Raw genomic sequence first — 14911 nt, forward strand, 5'->3', positions numbered from 1 at the left:
TCCCTTCAAGTCCAGGCCAGAAGCCCGCCAAGAAAAACGGTCAATGTGACCTGCTGAATGGCTCCTAACACGTCTCCTGTGATCCCGCCAATTGCTTTGAGTGCCAGTTTTCCTGTGAACACGGCACTATAAACCGCAAGGCCGAGGCCAAGAATAAGCCCGAATGCTGGTTGCACGCTGAACAGGCAAAGAAAAACCGGCAGCATAAACAACGCGCCTTCAAGGGCAGCTCCCGGTCCCGGCACGCCGAAGCGGGCGCCCAGCCCGTCCGGCCGGGCGGAGGGCTGAGCGGTCCACTGCCAGAGCATCAGCGTGCGGCTCAGCATCTCCGCCGCCACCAGCACCAGCATGGCCGCAGGCGCGCCAGTGCGCTCCAGCAGGGCGGCGGTCAGTGTGATGCGCAGGGTCAGGAACAGGATCAGCGCCATGGCACCGAAGGCGCCGATGCGGCTGTCCTTCATGATCTCCAGCCGCCGCTCCGGCGTGGCCCCGCCGAAGAAACCATCCGCCACATCCGCCAGCCCATCCTCATGCAGCGCGCCGGTTACGGCAGCTGCCGTCATCACGGCGAGCGTGGCGATGGCAAGTGCGGGCAGGGCGGTGAGGGAAAGCAGCCCCAGAACCAGCGCCGGGATGAGACCGGTCACGGCCCCTGCCAGAGGCATGGCCCTTGCGATTCTCCGGAAGTCTGGAACGGCGGCCGGATCATCCAGCTTGTTGATGGCAGGCAGCGGCAGACGCGAAAAGAAGCGGATGCAGGCCGCCGTATCGGCGGCGAGTTGCCGCAGCCACCCGCTGCGCTCTGGCGTGCTTTCAGGCTCCTGCGGCTGGCCTTGCGGTGTCATGCGCCCTCGCTGTCTGCCATGGCGGTTGTCTTTTGCCGGAGGAGCCTTATAGAACGGCAAGCCCCTGGCGCCAATCGCTGCCCGCAAGTCCGGAGAACACCTCTCGTGTCCATGTCCCCGTCCGCTCTTCCTTTCGATGACATTCGCAACCTTGTGGCCGAAATGCCGGGGCCGGATGAGGCGGCGGTGGCAACCGTGCGCGCCCGTGACAGCCAGCTGACCAAGCCTGCCGGTTCGCTCGGCCAGCTGGAAAGCATCGTCGAGTGGCTGGCCGCCTGGTCCGGCAAGCCGGTGCCGAAGATCACCCGTCCGCTGGTCGCCATCTTCGCCACCAATCACGGTGTCGCTGACAAGGGCGTTTCGGCCTATCCGCAAAGCGTCACGCGCCAGATGCTGGAGAATTTCGCCGCAGGCGGCGCGGCGATCAACCAGATCTGCGCGGCCTATGACCTGGGCCTGAAGATCTTTGATCTGGCCATCGACATGCCGACACCGTCCATCACGGATGAGGACGCGCTGGACGAGCCGAACTGCGCTGCCACCATGGCCTATGGCATGGAAGCGATTGCGGGGGGCACGGATCTCCTGTGCCTTGGCGAGATGGGCATTGCCAACACCACCGTGGCCGCAGCCGTCTTCAACGGCCTGTTCGGCGGCACGGCGGCAGACTGGGTTGGACCGGGCACCGGCGTGGATGCGGCCGGGCTGGAGCGCAAGCGCGTGGCCGTGGAAATGGCCGTGTCGCGCCTGGGTGCAGCCGCCAAGGACCCGCTGGAAGTGTTGCGCAAGGTGGGCGGGCGCGAGATTGCCGCCATGGCCGGTGCCATTCTGGCCGCGCGCCTGCAGCGTACGCCGGTGATTGTGGACGGTTTCGTCTCCACGGCTGCGGCTGCGGTGCTCTACAAGATGGACCCGTCCACGCTCGATCACTGCCTCTTCGGCCATGTATCGGCAGAACCGGCGCACCGCCGGGCGCTGGCGGCCATGGGCAAGACGGCGCTGCTGGATCTCGGCATGCGGCTGGGGGAAGGCACGGGCGCGGCCATGGCCGCAGGCATCGTCAAGGCGGCGGCGCAGGTTCATGCGGACATGGCAACCTTTGACAGCGCCGGCGTTTCGCAGAAGGACTGAGCGCCCGTTCCGGTCAGGACGCCCGGCGGCGCATGTTCGGCCGCCGGACCGGCAGGGTATAGATGTCGTCGAACAGCTGCGGCATGGCGGGCAGCACGCGGGCAGAGGGCAGGGTGACACGCACCTCGGTGCCCTCGCGCAGGCGGGATTTCAGCTCGAATGTGCCGCCATGCTGGTTGACCAGCGCCTGGACGATGGACAGGCCAAGGCCGGTGCCGGGCTCGGCGCTCTTGATGGCCATCGAGCCCTGACCGAAGGCCTGAAGCACGATCGGGATTTCCTCTTCCGGAATGCCGGGGCCATTGTCCTTGATGGAGACGAACTGACCGCCGTCACTGGAAGAGCCGATGCGGATCAGCACCTCGCCGTTGGAGGGGGTGAACTTCACCGCATTGGACAGGAGGTTGAGGATCACCTGACGCAGCGCGCGCTCGTCGGCCCAAAGGCGGGCAAGGCCTTCCTCGTGGCTCTCGCGGATGGCGATCCCCTTGGCCCTTGCGCGCACCTGCATCATGCTCTGGCAGTCTTCCACCACATCCTGCAGGGAAACAGCCTCCTCATTCAGCTCATACTTGCCCGCCTCGATGCGCGACAGGTCGAGGATCTCGTTGATGAGGTTCAGCAGGTGCTGGCCGGAGCCGTGGATGTCGGAGGCATAGCCCCGGTAGATCTTGTTGTTCATCGGCCCCATCACCTCATCCTTCATGATTTCGGAGAAACCGAGGATGGCGTTGAGGGGCGTGCGCAGCTCATGGCTCATGGTGGCCAGGAAGCGCGACTTGGCAAGGTTCGCTTCTTCGGCGCGGCGGCGGGATTCATCGGACACCGCATTGGCCTGTTCCAGCTCGGCGATCAGATGGTCCTTCTCGGCGCGGAAGGCCAGCATGGCACGAGAGGAATTCAGCAGCTGGTTGCCCAGCACCAGGAAGAAGCCCTGTGCGCCGACAGCCATGGCCGCCATGGCATAATGCAGCGGCGCGTGGCGCTGCAGCAGCGCCAGCGACATGGCCAGCGTCACCGGCAGCGTGCTGGCCAGCAGCGCATGGGGCAGGGTGGAAGACTGCATGGTCGCCATGGCAATGACGATCAGCATGATCGAAAACTGGAAGATCTCAATGCCTTCCGCCGTACCGCTGGACGCGGGCAGCAGGAAGAAGGCTCCCCAGCACAGGCCGTAAAGGAAATCGCCAACCGCAAAACGCCGCCGCCAGGGGCTCGTCTGGCGCTCTTCCTGCGTCATGCGCTCGAAACGCCGGCAGGTGGACACGGTCAGAATCCAGATGCTCACCGTGAACATGAGCCAGCAGGCCACCAGAACCGGCGAAATCCACATGAGAGACACGGCGGCCACGATGACGAGGAACATGGGTCCGGCGAATGCCGCGCTCACACGCGCCCTGGCAAACAGCAGCAGCAGCTCGGTGTTGAAATCAGGCGGAACGCCTTCCTTCGCCGACAGGCGGTCGCGGACCTGACTGACCGTGCGCGCAACCTCACGGCGGCGCTGGGCACGCTCGCGGTTGATCGCCGTCTTGTGGTCGCCCCTGCCGGGGGAAGTCTGGGCCATTGCGGTTCTGGCCGTCGGCGGCCATCCTCCTCGCGTGGTTTCCTGATGCTTGACACAACTGTGCCTCTTTCTGTGTTTTGGATCAGCAACCCTTAAGAAGCGGCTCAAGGACTTGGTTAAAAAAGGCAAAACAGCGGCAGACAGTGATCCGGAAAGGGCAGGCGGCGTCGTGGCTTCGCCGGGGCTCGCTCCGCTGGCCCGGCGCGTGTCGCTTTGCCGGGTGTGTCTTGAAACGCCCCGCGGCAGGCCACTTCCGCACGAGCCGCGCCCGGTTGCCCGCCTGTCGGAGACGGCAAGGCTCTGCATCGCGGGGCAGGCGCCCGGAACCCGCGTGCATGCGTCCGGCGCACCTTTTACGGACCCGTCCGGGGACCGCCTGCGCCACTGGCTCGGTATCGGTGATGATGTTTTCTACGATGTCTCGCGTGTTGCGATCGTACCGATGGGCCTGTGCTTTCCGGGCCTCGATGCCAAAGGCGGTGATCTGCCGCCACGCCCGGAGTGCCGCGCCACCTGGCACGACAGCCTCTTTGCGGCCATGCCCCAGCTGAAACTGGTGCTCGTCATCGGCCGCTATGCGCAGGCCTATCACCTGCCGCATCTCAAGGGAGCCGGATTGACGGAGATTGTCGGCAACTGGCGCGCCATCCTTGCGGAAAGCGAAGAGCGCGCAGGGCCTGCCTATCTGCCGCTGCCCCATCCTTCCTGGCGCAACAACACCTGGCTGCGCCGCAATCCCTGGTTCGAGGAAGAGCTGGTTCCCGAGCTGCGCCGCCGGGTGGCGCAACTGCTGCAGCCTTGAGGCGGCCGTGCTGAGTTGAGGAAAATTGTTCTTCACACTGTCACAAAATCAGCAGCAAGACCCGTTCAGCCTTCGATTTACCGCTTGCCAACGAAACAAAAATCCATTCTCTCAAGAGAGGCGGCAGGACTGCGTCCGGCCGCCGCTGTACCGCATCTGGAACCTGAACATGATTGACCGCATCGACCGGCGTATTCTCTCCATCCTGCAGGAGGATTGCACCGTTCCCGTCGCCGAGATCGGCCGCCGGGTCGGCCTGTCCACCACGCCCTGCTGGCGCCGCATCCAGAAGCTGGAGGAGGATGGCGTGATCACGGGCCGCGTTGCCCTGCTGGATCCGGAGAAGGTCAATGTCAAGGTGACGGCCTTTGTCGCCATCACCACCAACCAGCACACGGAAGACTGGCTGCGCAAGTTTGCCGATGTGATCAAGGAACTGCCGGAAGTGGTGGAGTTCTACCGCATGGCCGGTCAGGTGGACTATCTGCTGCGCGTTACCGTGCCGGATATCGCCGCCTATGACGCCTTCTACAAGAAGCTGATCTCGAAGATCGACATCACCGATGTGTCGACCACCTTCGCCATGGAACAGATCAAGTGCACGACGGAACTGCCGCTGAGCTACATCCCCGTTGAGAAGACCCGCGCGGAAAGTCAGGGCTGACGGCCCGCGCCGCAGACCTGAATGAATGGACAGAGAGAGGCGGACCTGGCCTGCGGCCCCCTCGCCTCAATACTCCTTTTCGTAGAAGATACCGGCCTTTGACGAGCCGTCTGCCCCCACTTCACCGCGGGCCTTGAGGTTGCGGTTGAGGTCGATATCGACCTTCACCCGGCTGGAATTGGCGGAAGTTCCCTGTTCCACACCCAGATAGATGTTCTCGTTGATGTAGCGCCCGGCGGAGAGCGAGGGCCCATCCGCGCCGCCAAGGTTCACATCCACAGCATCCAGGCCGAGAGACTTGCGCAGCTGTGACAGAGGTCCGGTGTCACTGCCACCGGTGAGCGACGTCACGGCAGCCGCGAGCTGGGCGATCTGGGTCGGCGACAGGTTGGTCACCGAGCGGTCGAACAGCAGCTGCGCCAGAATCTCGTCCTGCGGCAGGGCAGGGCTTGAGGTGAGGTCGATCACCGGATCCGCCGCGCTGCCCGTCACCGTCACGTTGATCGACGTCGAGCTGGCTGACGTTGCCGCCAGGAAATCCAGATTTGGCGTCAGCGAGCCTGTGAAGCCGATGGAGCCGCGCGAGAAGGTCAGCCGCCGCGTCAGGATGTCGAGCAGGCCACGGCGCAGGGTGAAGCCGCCAAGGGCCTGCGGATTGGCCGTGGTGCCGGTCAGCCGCAGCGTGCCACCGAGTTCCGCATCGACGCCGCGGCCGCGCACGAACACGCGGGAGGGCGCGGACAGGGTGATGTCCAGCCCGATCGGGGCGGAGGCGGAACTTTGCTGTCCGCCGCTGCTGCCGCCTTCGGCCTGCAGCTCTGCAATCTGTGCCCGCACCGGCTTGGGCGCATTCACATGCCGCACTGCGAGGGGCGACAGGGCACCCGGCAGGCTTTGCGGAATGTTGATGTTGGCGGTGCTGATGTTGACGGTTCCGCTCAGCTGCCCGCCCGTACCGGTCCCTGCCAGAGGGCCGGAGAGCCTGAGGTCTGCGTTCAGGTCCGCCGTCACCACACGCCCGTCGCTGTAGCGTGCGTTCACAGCCTGAATGGCCAGCTCCGCCGGAAGCCCCTCACCAAGTCCGACCGTGCCATTGGCGGAAACCCGGCCGCCTGCCGAAATTGCGGCGTTGAGGTCCGAGATTGTGATCTGCTCGCGCGTGGCGCCGATGGAGCCGGCGAAATCGCGCAGGGTGAGGCCGGTGGCAAGCTCCGTCAGCTCCAGCCCCTGCGGCTGCATCTGAAGATTGAACGCCGGATTGGTCATCGGCCCGCTGATCCGGCCGCTGACGGCCAGCGTGCCTGCGCCCCGGTATCCCATTTCCGTCAGGCGCACGCGGGCAAGGCCCAGCGGCACCGAACCGTTGACGCCGATATCCAGTGAGCCTGCCCCGGCCAGATTCACCGGGCCGTCCGCTGTCAGCGCCAGCCCGTCCGCGCCGGTGATGCGGGTGGTCTGGGTGATGCGGTTGCCGGAATAGGCGCCGGTGCTGTCCAGCCCAAGCGAGGTGATGCCGTTCTGCGTCAGCAAGGATGCGGTCAGTCCCCGCCCGGAGAGGTTCCACGACGCTTGCGGCGCAGCGGCCGCGCCGGTGACCGTGGCCGTACCGCTTAACGTGCCGCCGAGGCCGTAACCAGGCGCAAAGGCATTGCCGAGCGCCAGCGGCACATCGGCCAGCGCCGCCTTGATGTCGAGCCTGTCGCCCGCCGTGCCGGAAATGTCCAGCCGCCCGCTGCCGAGCGCCAGCTGCAGCGGCTCGATCCGGGCCACGGCGCCCTCATAGGTCAGCCGAGCCGGGCGGGCGAGAGTGGTCTTCAAGCCGCTGTAGCTGCCCTGCAGCCGTTCCAGCGCCAGATCGAAACCGGCCGCGGTGGCCGTCAGGCTGCCGGTGGCCGACACGCCATCGGCGCCCTGCAGACGGGTGTCGAGTGTGAAGCCCGTGCGCGTGCCATCGCTTTCTGCCGATAGGGTGAGGCTCTCGACGGCGGTTGCACCGGCCATGATCTGGCGGGCCTCCAGCTTGCCGCGTGCCTGCGGCACACCGAGGAGATCAAAAACCTCGCCATTGATGGCAAGCGTGCCGACGCGGTTGTCCTGATAGGCCACGTTGCGCCCGCTGGCCGTCAGGCTGACTTGCGGGCCGCTCTGATTGGCGGAAATGCGCGCCGTTGCATCCAGCGTGCCCGAGACCGGCGTCAGCAGCAGCGGCGACAGGTCCTCAAGCGCCGCGCCCTTGAAGACAAGCTCGCCCGTCAGGGTTTCGAGGGCACGGGTGAGGCTTGCAACGCTCAAGGCGCCATTGAGTTCGTTTCGCCCCGCGACGAAAGAAATGTTCCTGACGTCGGCTGCGCCTTGCGAGGAACTGACATCGGCACGGGCGGTCAGCGGCGCGCCGTTCAGGCTGCCGCTGAGGCGCAGAGCACCTGCCGGGGCTGCTGCATCGGCCTTGCCGTCCAGCTCCAGCACCAGATCCGTCAGGGGCGTGCCTGCAAGCGTCAGCTGCGCGGATTTGGCGCTGAGGCTGACGTCCGGACCGGACAGGGGGCCATTCGCCCTCACGGACGCCTCCAGCGCACCTGTCAGCCGCGGGTCGATCTCGTCCACCCGCGTCAGCACTGCCTTCACCTCACCGTCGACAGTGGGGGCGGTTCCGCCTGTGCCGAGTTTCCCGGTTCCATCCAGTTTCAGTGCAGAGGTGCCAAGCGCAAACCGCCGGAAGGCAATCTCCCCGCTGCTGTTGATGCCGGCTTCCAGCTGTCCTTCCAGCGCGCCGGCCAGCAGCCTGTCCACCTGTTCGAGACCGGTCGCGACATTCGTTCCGGCTATCGAGGCGCGGATGGAGCCCGCCTGCTGGGAGGGATTGCCCTCCACCACCATGTTCATGGCCAGCGCCCCGGAGGTTTCAAGGCCGGTCATGCCCGAGAAGCGGGAAAGGTCAGCAAGGGTCAGTTCTGCGGCAAGCCGGGCGTTCGAGTGGGCGATCACGCCTTCCTGCAGGCGCATCTGTACGCCCGGAGCGCTCAGGATGCCGCGGCCAATGGACACCTGCTTCTGGTTGCCGAGAAGCTGGCCGACGATTTCCAGGCTGGAGTCGCCTGCCAGACTGGAGAGACTGGCGTCTGCCGGTTGCAGCCCGCCCAGAGTGAGCCGGGCAGAGAAGGGCAGGCGGAAGTCATTCTTGAGTTCGGCGCCGATACCGGTTGCGGACAGTTGCAGCCGCTCCAGTGCCCCTTGCGGCGCCGACAGGCGGTCTCCCTGCAGATTGAGGTTCCAATCCGCCTTGGCGAGGGAGCCCGAAATGTTTCCTGTCAGCGACAGGGCCTGCATGATGTAGCGCTGGCCGTCAGCTTCCAGAGCCAGAAGCGCATCCCCGCCTGCGGCAATCCGTGCATCCGTTTTTGCCGAAAGGGCCCCTGACACGGGGTCGAGGCTGCCGCTGGCATTGGCCTGCAGGGTGCGGGTGGTCACGGCAAGCGAAGCCGACAGGGGCTTGTAGTCCTGCGACATCATCAGGCTGAGATCAGCCTGCGTGTCGCCTGCCGCCAGCGCCGAGGCAGCCGGTGGCACCAGCGGCTCCAGCTGCCCGGTCAAAGCCAGCTTCAGCTCTCTCCCGGCATCGGTACGGGCCAGCTGTGCGGCCCCGGTGACAGTGCGCCGGCCATCCAGTGCAACGGCCAGATTGGCGGCCCAGTTGTCCAATGGGCCGGAGCCATCGAGGTTGAGGTCAACCGCAGGAAGACCCTCGATCCCGGCAAGCCGCGCGACAAGCCCGCCGCGCGGCTCGCTTGCCCTCAGGGACAGGGTGAGGGCGCCGGACTGGGAAACATAGGCAAGCTGGCCCGAAATCACGCCTCGGATGCCGTCGGTCCGCTCGATGTTGAGGGAAGCATTGACCGAATCAGCTGGTCCCGAGGCCGATGCCTGCCCCCTGACGGAAAAGCGCATCGGGGCGCCTGCAACATCTTCACCAAGGTCGGCCTCGGCGATGTTGAGACGCCCAAGCGTGATCCGGCGCAAAGGCGGCTTGAAGCCGTCCTGCTGGTCATTGCTGGCCGTCTCCGGCAGCGCAGGGCGGCGCTGCAGGGCGACGCGCTGTGCGCTCACGCTGTCGATGTTCAGCGAAAGCCCGAACAGGGCCAACGGGCTCCAGACGATGCTGAGATTTTCAATTTCACCATAAGTGCCAACAGGATCCGTCAGTTCCAGCCTGTCGAGCCCGATGTTGCCATTCCAGCCGATGGTCAGGCCTGACAGCCGTGCACCGCCGTCTGCGGTATCCAGAAAACGGTTGGCCAGCCGCTCGGCCGCAGCCTCGCCAAGGGGCGTCGGCAGCAGTGCCAGCGCAAGGCCGGTCAGAGCCGTCGTCGTCAGGGCGGCAATGCCAAGACCCTTCAGGATGCGTCGTGTTGCGGTCATGGGCCTTTAGAATGCCTGGCTCAGTCCAAGATAGATTCCGAACTTCGGATCATCTTTTTCCGGCGAAAGTGGGACCGCCACATCCAGCCGCAAGGGGCCGATCGGCGTGAAATAGCGGATGCCGCCGCCCACACCGATCTTGAAGGGGCGGGAAAGGTCCGGGGCGATGGCGCTGTAGGTATTGCCTGCATCGACAAAGCCGACGACGCCAAAGCTCTCCGTGATGCGAACGCGCACCTCGCCGGAGAGTTCCACCATGCTGCGCCCGCCGGTGACCTGCTCGTTCCGGCGCGGGCCGGTGTTGCGGTAGGCATAGCCGCGGATGGATCCGCCGCCACCGGCAAAGAACCTGCGGCTTGCCGGCACATCATCGACGCCCGGCGCCACGATGCTGCCTGCCGCCACACGTCCGGCAAGGATGAAGCGTTTGGCATCATCCAGCGCGGCATAGGTGGAGAAGGAGCCCTTCATGAACATCATGCCGTTGCCATTGCGGATGTCATAGGCTGGTTCTGCAAAGGCGACCGCCAGCAGCCCGCGCGACGGATTGAACACATCGTCGCGGGTGTCATAGGTCAGTTCCGCCGGGATGCCGGCGAGAAGATACGTGCGGTTGCCGAAGGCATCCGTCTCGTCAATGAAGCTGACCTGCGCACCCACCCGGCCAGACAGCTGGTCCGAGAAAGTGCGCCGCAGATAGGCATCGCCCGAGACCGACCGGCTGGTGTAGGCATCCGGCGTTTCCTGCTTGGCACCAAGGCTTGTGGAGAAGCTCGTCAGCGGCCCGAAGACGCCGGGCTTCTCGAAGGCGATCCGTGCCGCATATTCCATGTTCTTGGCCGCCTGGTTGCCAAGCCGGCCGACGGATCCTTCAACGCTCAGCAGCTCGCCCTTGCCGAAGAGATTGCGCCGCCGCCAATAGGCTTCGACGCCGCCGCCCTCGGAACTGGACCATGTGGCGCCGGCGCCCAGCACATGGCGCTTGCGCTCCGCCACCTGAATGGTGATGGGCATCCTGCCATCGGCTCCGGCAACCTCGCCCTCGACCATGCTGACCGAAGCAAAGATGCCGAGATCATTCAGCCGCTTCTGCGCCTTGGCCAGGACCTCCGGATCGTAGCGTTCCCCCTCGGGGATATTGGCCATTTCCGCAACAAACGCCGCATCGGTGACGTTTGTCCCCTCCACGGTCACCGTGCCGAAAGTGGCCGCCGGGCCAGCCTCTGCCGTCAGTTCCACGTCCAGCCGTCCGGTGGCATGGTCGGCGGTGATGTCGCGGTTCGCGATCCGGGCCTTGGGATAGCCATTCTGGTGCAGCGCATTGACGATCTGCCGTTCGGCGGCAACGATCTTGGCGGAGTTGGCCGTTTCGCCAGGCACAAGGCCCCAGGTCTGAGGGCTGTCGGGAACACCCGGTGCACCGGTGGAAACCTGAAGGTTGCCGAAGGTGAACAGCGGTCCTGCCGTCACGTTGACCGACACCTGCACGGGGCGCGGACCTGGAATTTCTCCCCGCTCCAGCACGCTCTGCAGAGGCTGCCCGCCAAGCTGGATGTTGACGGTGCCGCCGTAAAAGCCTTGCAGGTAGAGCTGAGCCACCAGCCTGTCGAAATCATTGAGGGCGCGTGCGATCAAACCGTCGCTGCCGGAGGGCGGAGAGCTCATCTCGGATATCAGAACGGAGGCTGATTCCAGCTGGTCCTCCAGGTCATCCGATCCGCCGGAGAGGTTCAGTTCGGCCTCATAGGGCAGGGCATCGGGCGCCACCGTTTCGCTGCTGCCCCACAGGCGCACGCCAAACAGTTCGAAAGCGGCCACAGGAGTGGCCAGCGGTGATGCGGACAGAACAAAGGTCACGGCAAGGCATGCCGCAGGCAGCCGGAGAGCACGCGGCAACATCACCTGCCGGGCGGCCGGCACAGCGGTGGTGCTGCGGAGCCGGAAATCCGGCCCGAGCCTGTCTTCTGACGGAAGACGCATCAACTTGCTACCGTCCCAAACCTCATGCCGGTCTGTTTCCCGGCGTGTCCCATATCCTCGCGCGAAGCGCAGCGTCATGCCCCTGTATGGCACGGCCGGACGCCGTTGGCGAGCCTCTTGCTAACCATACGGGAGCCCGGAGATACCCCAATCCCCGGTGTTAGTCTGACGCAGAAGTGTCAATAGTTTCCAAAGATTGAGACCACCCTGGCAAGCCTTCCGCAGGGCAGGGAAAACACCGGAAACCTCAGAACAGCTCCGGCTCCGGTGCCACGCCAAGCTGGCGGCGCTTGAGCAATTTCAAGGCGTGATGCGTCAGCATCTCAGCGCCTTGGTATAAGGTGTATTTTTTCTGTATGCAGTTACCGGTTTAGACATCATCATGCCGCAATAGGGGAATGGGGCAGAAAGATTGGCTATCAAGTATCCTGTGAAGATCAAGGCTGCTCCGAAGGTCGGCAGCTTGTACTGGTGCAGTCTGCACCCAGAGGAGCACATTCATATTCCGGAGTTCTGGAAGAAGCGGCCTGTCGTTATCATCTCAAGGAAAAATACCTTGCATGGAAAGGTGATGATACTTCCGATCACAACAGATCAGGACAACGAGAATTATGCAAACAGCATTGAACTTTCGCAAGGCGCCAGTAACAAGATCAACGGGAAGCGCTGCTGGGTTGTCTGTGACCATGTCATGACAGTTGCAACGTCACGCCTTGACTTTATTCATGCAAAGCCTCCCCGGCTTGAGACTGCCGAGCTGACCCCCATTCTTGAACTGATGCATTCGCTTCTGGCCGGCTGGCGGTAATACGAGCGCTCAATGAAGATTGTTTCATCGAGAGTTGGTCCAGCGCGTTGATCGCAGGGCTGCTGAAGGGCCACCGATTCTTGACAGAAAGACACCATGCCAGTATCTTCAGATCATATGCGGGGCGTGGGAACGCGTCACCGTCTCCCTGTTTCAGGGACATATAAGCCAAGCCACCCTCACGGGTGGCTTTGGTCTTTCTGATATTCCTTATTGCAAGTTCTTTCCAGATATCCCAATGCCCCGCCTGGTCAAGAACGTGGGCAGAACCGGCATGCCTGATCAGAACAGCTCCGGCTCCGGTGTCACGCCAAGCTGGCGGCGGGCGGCGGTGAGGGTGTTGGCCATCAGCATGGCGATGGTCATCGGGCCGACGCCGCCGGGCACGGGCGTGATGGCGCCTGCCACTTCGGCAGCTTCTGCGAAGGCAACGTCTCCCACGAGCTTTGTTGCGCCTTCGCCCTTCGCCGGATCGGGCACGCGGTTGATGCCCACGTCGATCACGGTTGCGCCGGGCTTGATCCAGCTGCCGCGCACCATTTCCGGGCGGCCGACGGCGGCCACGACGATATCGGCGCCGCGCACCACTTCGGGAAGGTCCTTCGTGCGGCTGTGGGCGATGGTCACGGTGCAGCTTTCGGCCAGCAGCAGTGCGGCCATCGGCTTGCCGACGATATTGGAGCGGCCGATGACAACCGCATTGAGGCCGGCGAGCGGTGTCTGAAGCGTGCGCTTCAGCAGCACGAGACTGCCAGCCGGGGTGCAGGGCACAAGCGCCGTGTCACGGGCACCGGTTGCCAGGAGGCCCACATTGACCGGGTGGAAACCGTCCACATCCTTCTCCGGGCGGATCAGGCGCAGCACCTTGGTCTCATCGATATGGCCGGGCAGGGGCAACTGCACCAGAATGCCGTGAATGGCATCGTCTTCGTTGAGCTGCGTCACCAGTGCCAGCAGGCTGGCCTCGGACGTGTCTGCGGCCAAGGTGTGCTTGACCGAGTGAAAGCCGCAGGCTTCCGCCGCCCGGTCCTTGTTGCGCACATAGACCTGGCTGGCCGGATCCTCCCCCACGAGCACCACCGCCAGCCCTGGCCGCTTGCCGGTTTCTGCCAGAAGCCGTGCGGCACGGGCCGTAATTTCGCTGCGCACGGAGGCGGCAACCGCCTTGCCGTCAATGAGGTTTGCCTTGCTCATGGGTCATGTCTTTCACAAGCGGCGCGGGAGGCGCACCGGCTAGCTGATTTTGCGCGCACCATAGGCAGCAAGGCCCGCGCTGAAAAGAGGTTTCAGGCCGGTTTCCGTGTCTTTCCGCCGCCGCTTTTGAACGGCTTCAGAACGTGCGGGCGAAAGCGGCGAGACAGGAGATGGCGCAGACGATGTGATAGAGCGAACTCGCCGGTGCAGGCTCGTCCACGAAACTGCCGTCCGCGCGCCACTTGTCACGCCACAACCCGCGCAAGGGAACGTCGAGATAGGTCTCCAGTGCCTTGCCAGCCCGCAGGATGGATGCCAGCGCTTCTTCCCGCTTCTCTCCATTCGGTGTTTCGGCCAGCGTCTCGGCCAGTGTCTCGGCCAGTGCAATGCCCGCCTTCAGCCACTCCGTCTGGCCCCAGAGGCGGGCCATTGTGTCGCGTGGGCTCAGGTCTGCATTGAGGGACATGAAGGCGGCGTCCCGAGCCGGATCCACGCCGCAGGTCTCGCCAATCTCCACAAGCCGGACAGCAACTGGCAGCACTTCCGCCGTCCGGCCGCGCCGCCTTGCCCAGGTCAGCAGCAGCCAGGCCCATTCAAACTGATGACCAGGCTCCACCGCCTGCTTCGCCGGGTCTTCGGGCAGCGACCAGTCGAGCGTGAAAAACTCATGCAGGGCACCGGTCGCCGGATCTATGAAGCGGGTGAGGGCAAGAGTTGCGATCTGGTCCGCCAGATCCCGCCAGCGCATGCCGCCGCCCGCGTCTTCCATGGCAAGGCATGCCTCCAGCATGTGCATGTGCGGGTTGGAGCAGAGCGGCGCGCGCGGTGGATTGGCCTCGTGAAAACCGCCTGCCGGGTGGGCGTATTCTCTCAAGAGCTGCAGAAGGGTTCTGTCGGCCCGTGCCAGCAGATCCGCCGTCCGCGCCGGAAAGGCAATGGCTGCAGTGGCGAGCCCAAAAAGTGCAAAGGCCTGATTGTAGAGATCAAACGCCGTGTCGCGCGTCTTTGCGTCGATGCTTACGGCGTTGATCACAAGATCGCGCTCGTCAAGATAGGTATCGCGAAAGTACGCCATCCCCTTCGCCGCCATGTTGAGCGCTTCAGGGTCCTTGAACCCCAGCCTTGTGCCCTCGATCAGGCTGTAGATCTGCCGCGGGGCAACACGTGCGCGCACCATGCCGCTCCCGGGCGCCAGGGCTTCATCGATGGACAGGGTCTCGGCAAAGCGTCCTGTCTGCGCATCAAACCCGGCCTTCAGCCAAAGCGGCAGCGCAGCGCCGCAGAGCCAGGTTCTCAGGCGCAGATCGAGATCTTTGATGGCGGCGAGTGCCGGAGACGTAGAAGCGGATGATATCACAGCACAATCCAGTTCTCTGCGGCGCGGCAGCATACGGCGGTTCTCAGTAGTTCTACTAGCACAGCCTCTGCCGCATGGACAGGCCGCAGCGGAACCTTGATGTCAGACAAGCGGACATAGTTATTGTCTGATTTGCGGAGGCTTGAA

At 64.4% G+C, this 14911-nt stretch carries 10 protein-coding genes; 4 read left to right on the forward strand and 6 right to left on the reverse strand.

The features are described from left to right. Positions 1-5 precede the first annotated feature (5 nt). Positions 6-845: an adenosylcobinamide-GDP ribazoletransferase gene (gene cobS / locus AC0CMF_RS09875; RefSeq protein WP_374628709.1), complete on the reverse strand. Its 840-nt coding sequence runs from the start codon at positions 843-845 to the stop codon at positions 6-8. Positions 846-956: 111 nt separating this feature from the next. Between cobS and cobT the strand changes: the two genes are divergently transcribed. Continuing rightward, positions 957-1976, forward strand: a complete 1020-nt coding sequence (gene cobT / locus AC0CMF_RS09880) for a nicotinate-nucleotide--dimethylbenzimidazole phosphoribosyltransferase (RefSeq protein WP_374628764.1) — start codon at positions 957-959, stop codon at positions 1974-1976. A 13-nt stretch (positions 1977-1989) separates the two neighbouring features. On the opposite strand, the gene AC0CMF_RS09885 is transcribed toward cobT, so the two are convergent. After that, a complete protein-coding gene (locus AC0CMF_RS09885) occupies positions 1990-3543 on the reverse strand; it encodes a sensor histidine kinase (protein WP_050471187.1) in 1554 nt (517 codons plus the stop codon). 169 nt (positions 3544-3712) lie between these two features. On the opposite strand from AC0CMF_RS09885, the gene AC0CMF_RS09890 reads away from it, so the two are divergent. Both AC0CMF_RS09890 and AC0CMF_RS09895 read left to right on the forward strand, forming a co-directional pair. Beyond that, positions 3713-4345: a uracil-DNA glycosylase family protein gene (locus tag AC0CMF_RS09890; RefSeq protein ID WP_374628710.1), complete on the forward strand. Its 633-nt coding sequence runs from the start codon at positions 3713-3715 to the stop codon at positions 4343-4345. Between the two features lie 172 nt (positions 4346-4517). Next, a complete protein-coding gene (locus tag AC0CMF_RS09895; RefSeq protein ID WP_457169782.1) occupies positions 4518-5009 on the forward strand; it encodes an Lrp/AsnC family transcriptional regulator in 492 nt (163 codons plus the stop codon). Between the two features lie 66 nt (positions 5010-5075). Here the strand turns inward: AC0CMF_RS09895 and AC0CMF_RS09900 are convergent, their stop codons facing one another. After that, entirely contained in the window at positions 5076-9425 is a 4350-nt protein-coding gene (locus AC0CMF_RS09900; protein ID WP_374628711.1) for a translocation/assembly module TamB domain-containing protein, read from the reverse strand. 6 nt (positions 9426-9431) lie between these two features. After that, positions 9432-11405 (reverse strand): autotransporter assembly complex protein TamA, encoded by a 1974-nt coding sequence (locus AC0CMF_RS09905; protein ID WP_374628712.1) that lies wholly within the window; start codon positions 11403-11405, stop codon positions 9432-9434. 412 nt (positions 11406-11817) lie between these two features. On the opposite strand from AC0CMF_RS09905, the gene AC0CMF_RS09910 reads away from it, so the two are divergent. Continuing rightward, positions 11818-12213, forward strand: a complete 396-nt coding sequence (locus tag AC0CMF_RS09910; RefSeq protein ID WP_374628713.1) for a type II toxin-antitoxin system PemK/MazF family toxin — start codon at positions 11818-11820, stop codon at positions 12211-12213. A 282-nt stretch (positions 12214-12495) separates the two neighbouring features. On the opposite strand, the gene folD is transcribed toward AC0CMF_RS09910, so the two are convergent. Both folD and AC0CMF_RS09920 read right to left on the reverse strand, forming a co-directional pair. After that, on the reverse strand, positions 12496-13407 hold the full coding sequence (folD, locus tag AC0CMF_RS09915) for a bifunctional methylenetetrahydrofolate dehydrogenase/methenyltetrahydrofolate cyclohydrolase FolD (protein WP_374628714.1): 912 nt from the start codon (positions 13405-13407) through the stop codon (positions 12496-12498). A gap of 136 nt (positions 13408-13543) precedes the next feature. Further along, positions 13544-14764, reverse strand: coding sequence for an AGE family epimerase/isomerase (locus tag AC0CMF_RS09920; protein WP_374628715.1), 1221 nt, complete (start codon positions 14762-14764; stop codon positions 13544-13546). Between the last annotated feature and the right edge of the window lie 147 nt (positions 14765-14911).

The sequence above is a fragment of the Pannonibacter sp. CBAS1226 genome (assembly GCF_055685825.1).

Excerpts from the sequence above, each read along its gene's own strand:
- AC0CMF_RS09885 (WP_050471187.1), bottom strand. The coding sequence starts at position 3,543 with ATGGCCCAGACTTCCCCCGGCAGGGGCGACCACAAGACGGCGATCAAC.
- folD (WP_374628714.1), bottom strand. The coding sequence starts at position 13,407 with ATGAGCAAGGCAAACCTCATTGACGGCAAGGCGGTTGCCGCCTCCGTG.
- cobT (WP_374628764.1), top strand. The coding sequence starts at position 957 with ATGTCCCCGTCCGCTCTTCCTTTCGATGACATTCGCAACCTTGTGGCC.
- AC0CMF_RS09905 (WP_374628712.1), bottom strand. The coding sequence starts at position 11,405 with ATGCGTCTTCCGTCAGAAGACAGGCTCGGGCCGGATTTCCGGCTCCGC.
- cobS (WP_374628709.1), bottom strand. The coding sequence starts at position 845 with ATGACACCGCAAGGCCAGCCGCAGGAGCCTGAAAGCACGCCAGAGCGC.
- AC0CMF_RS09900 (WP_374628711.1), bottom strand. The coding sequence starts at position 9,425 with ATGACCGCAACACGACGCATCCTGAAGGGTCTTGGCATTGCCGCCCTG.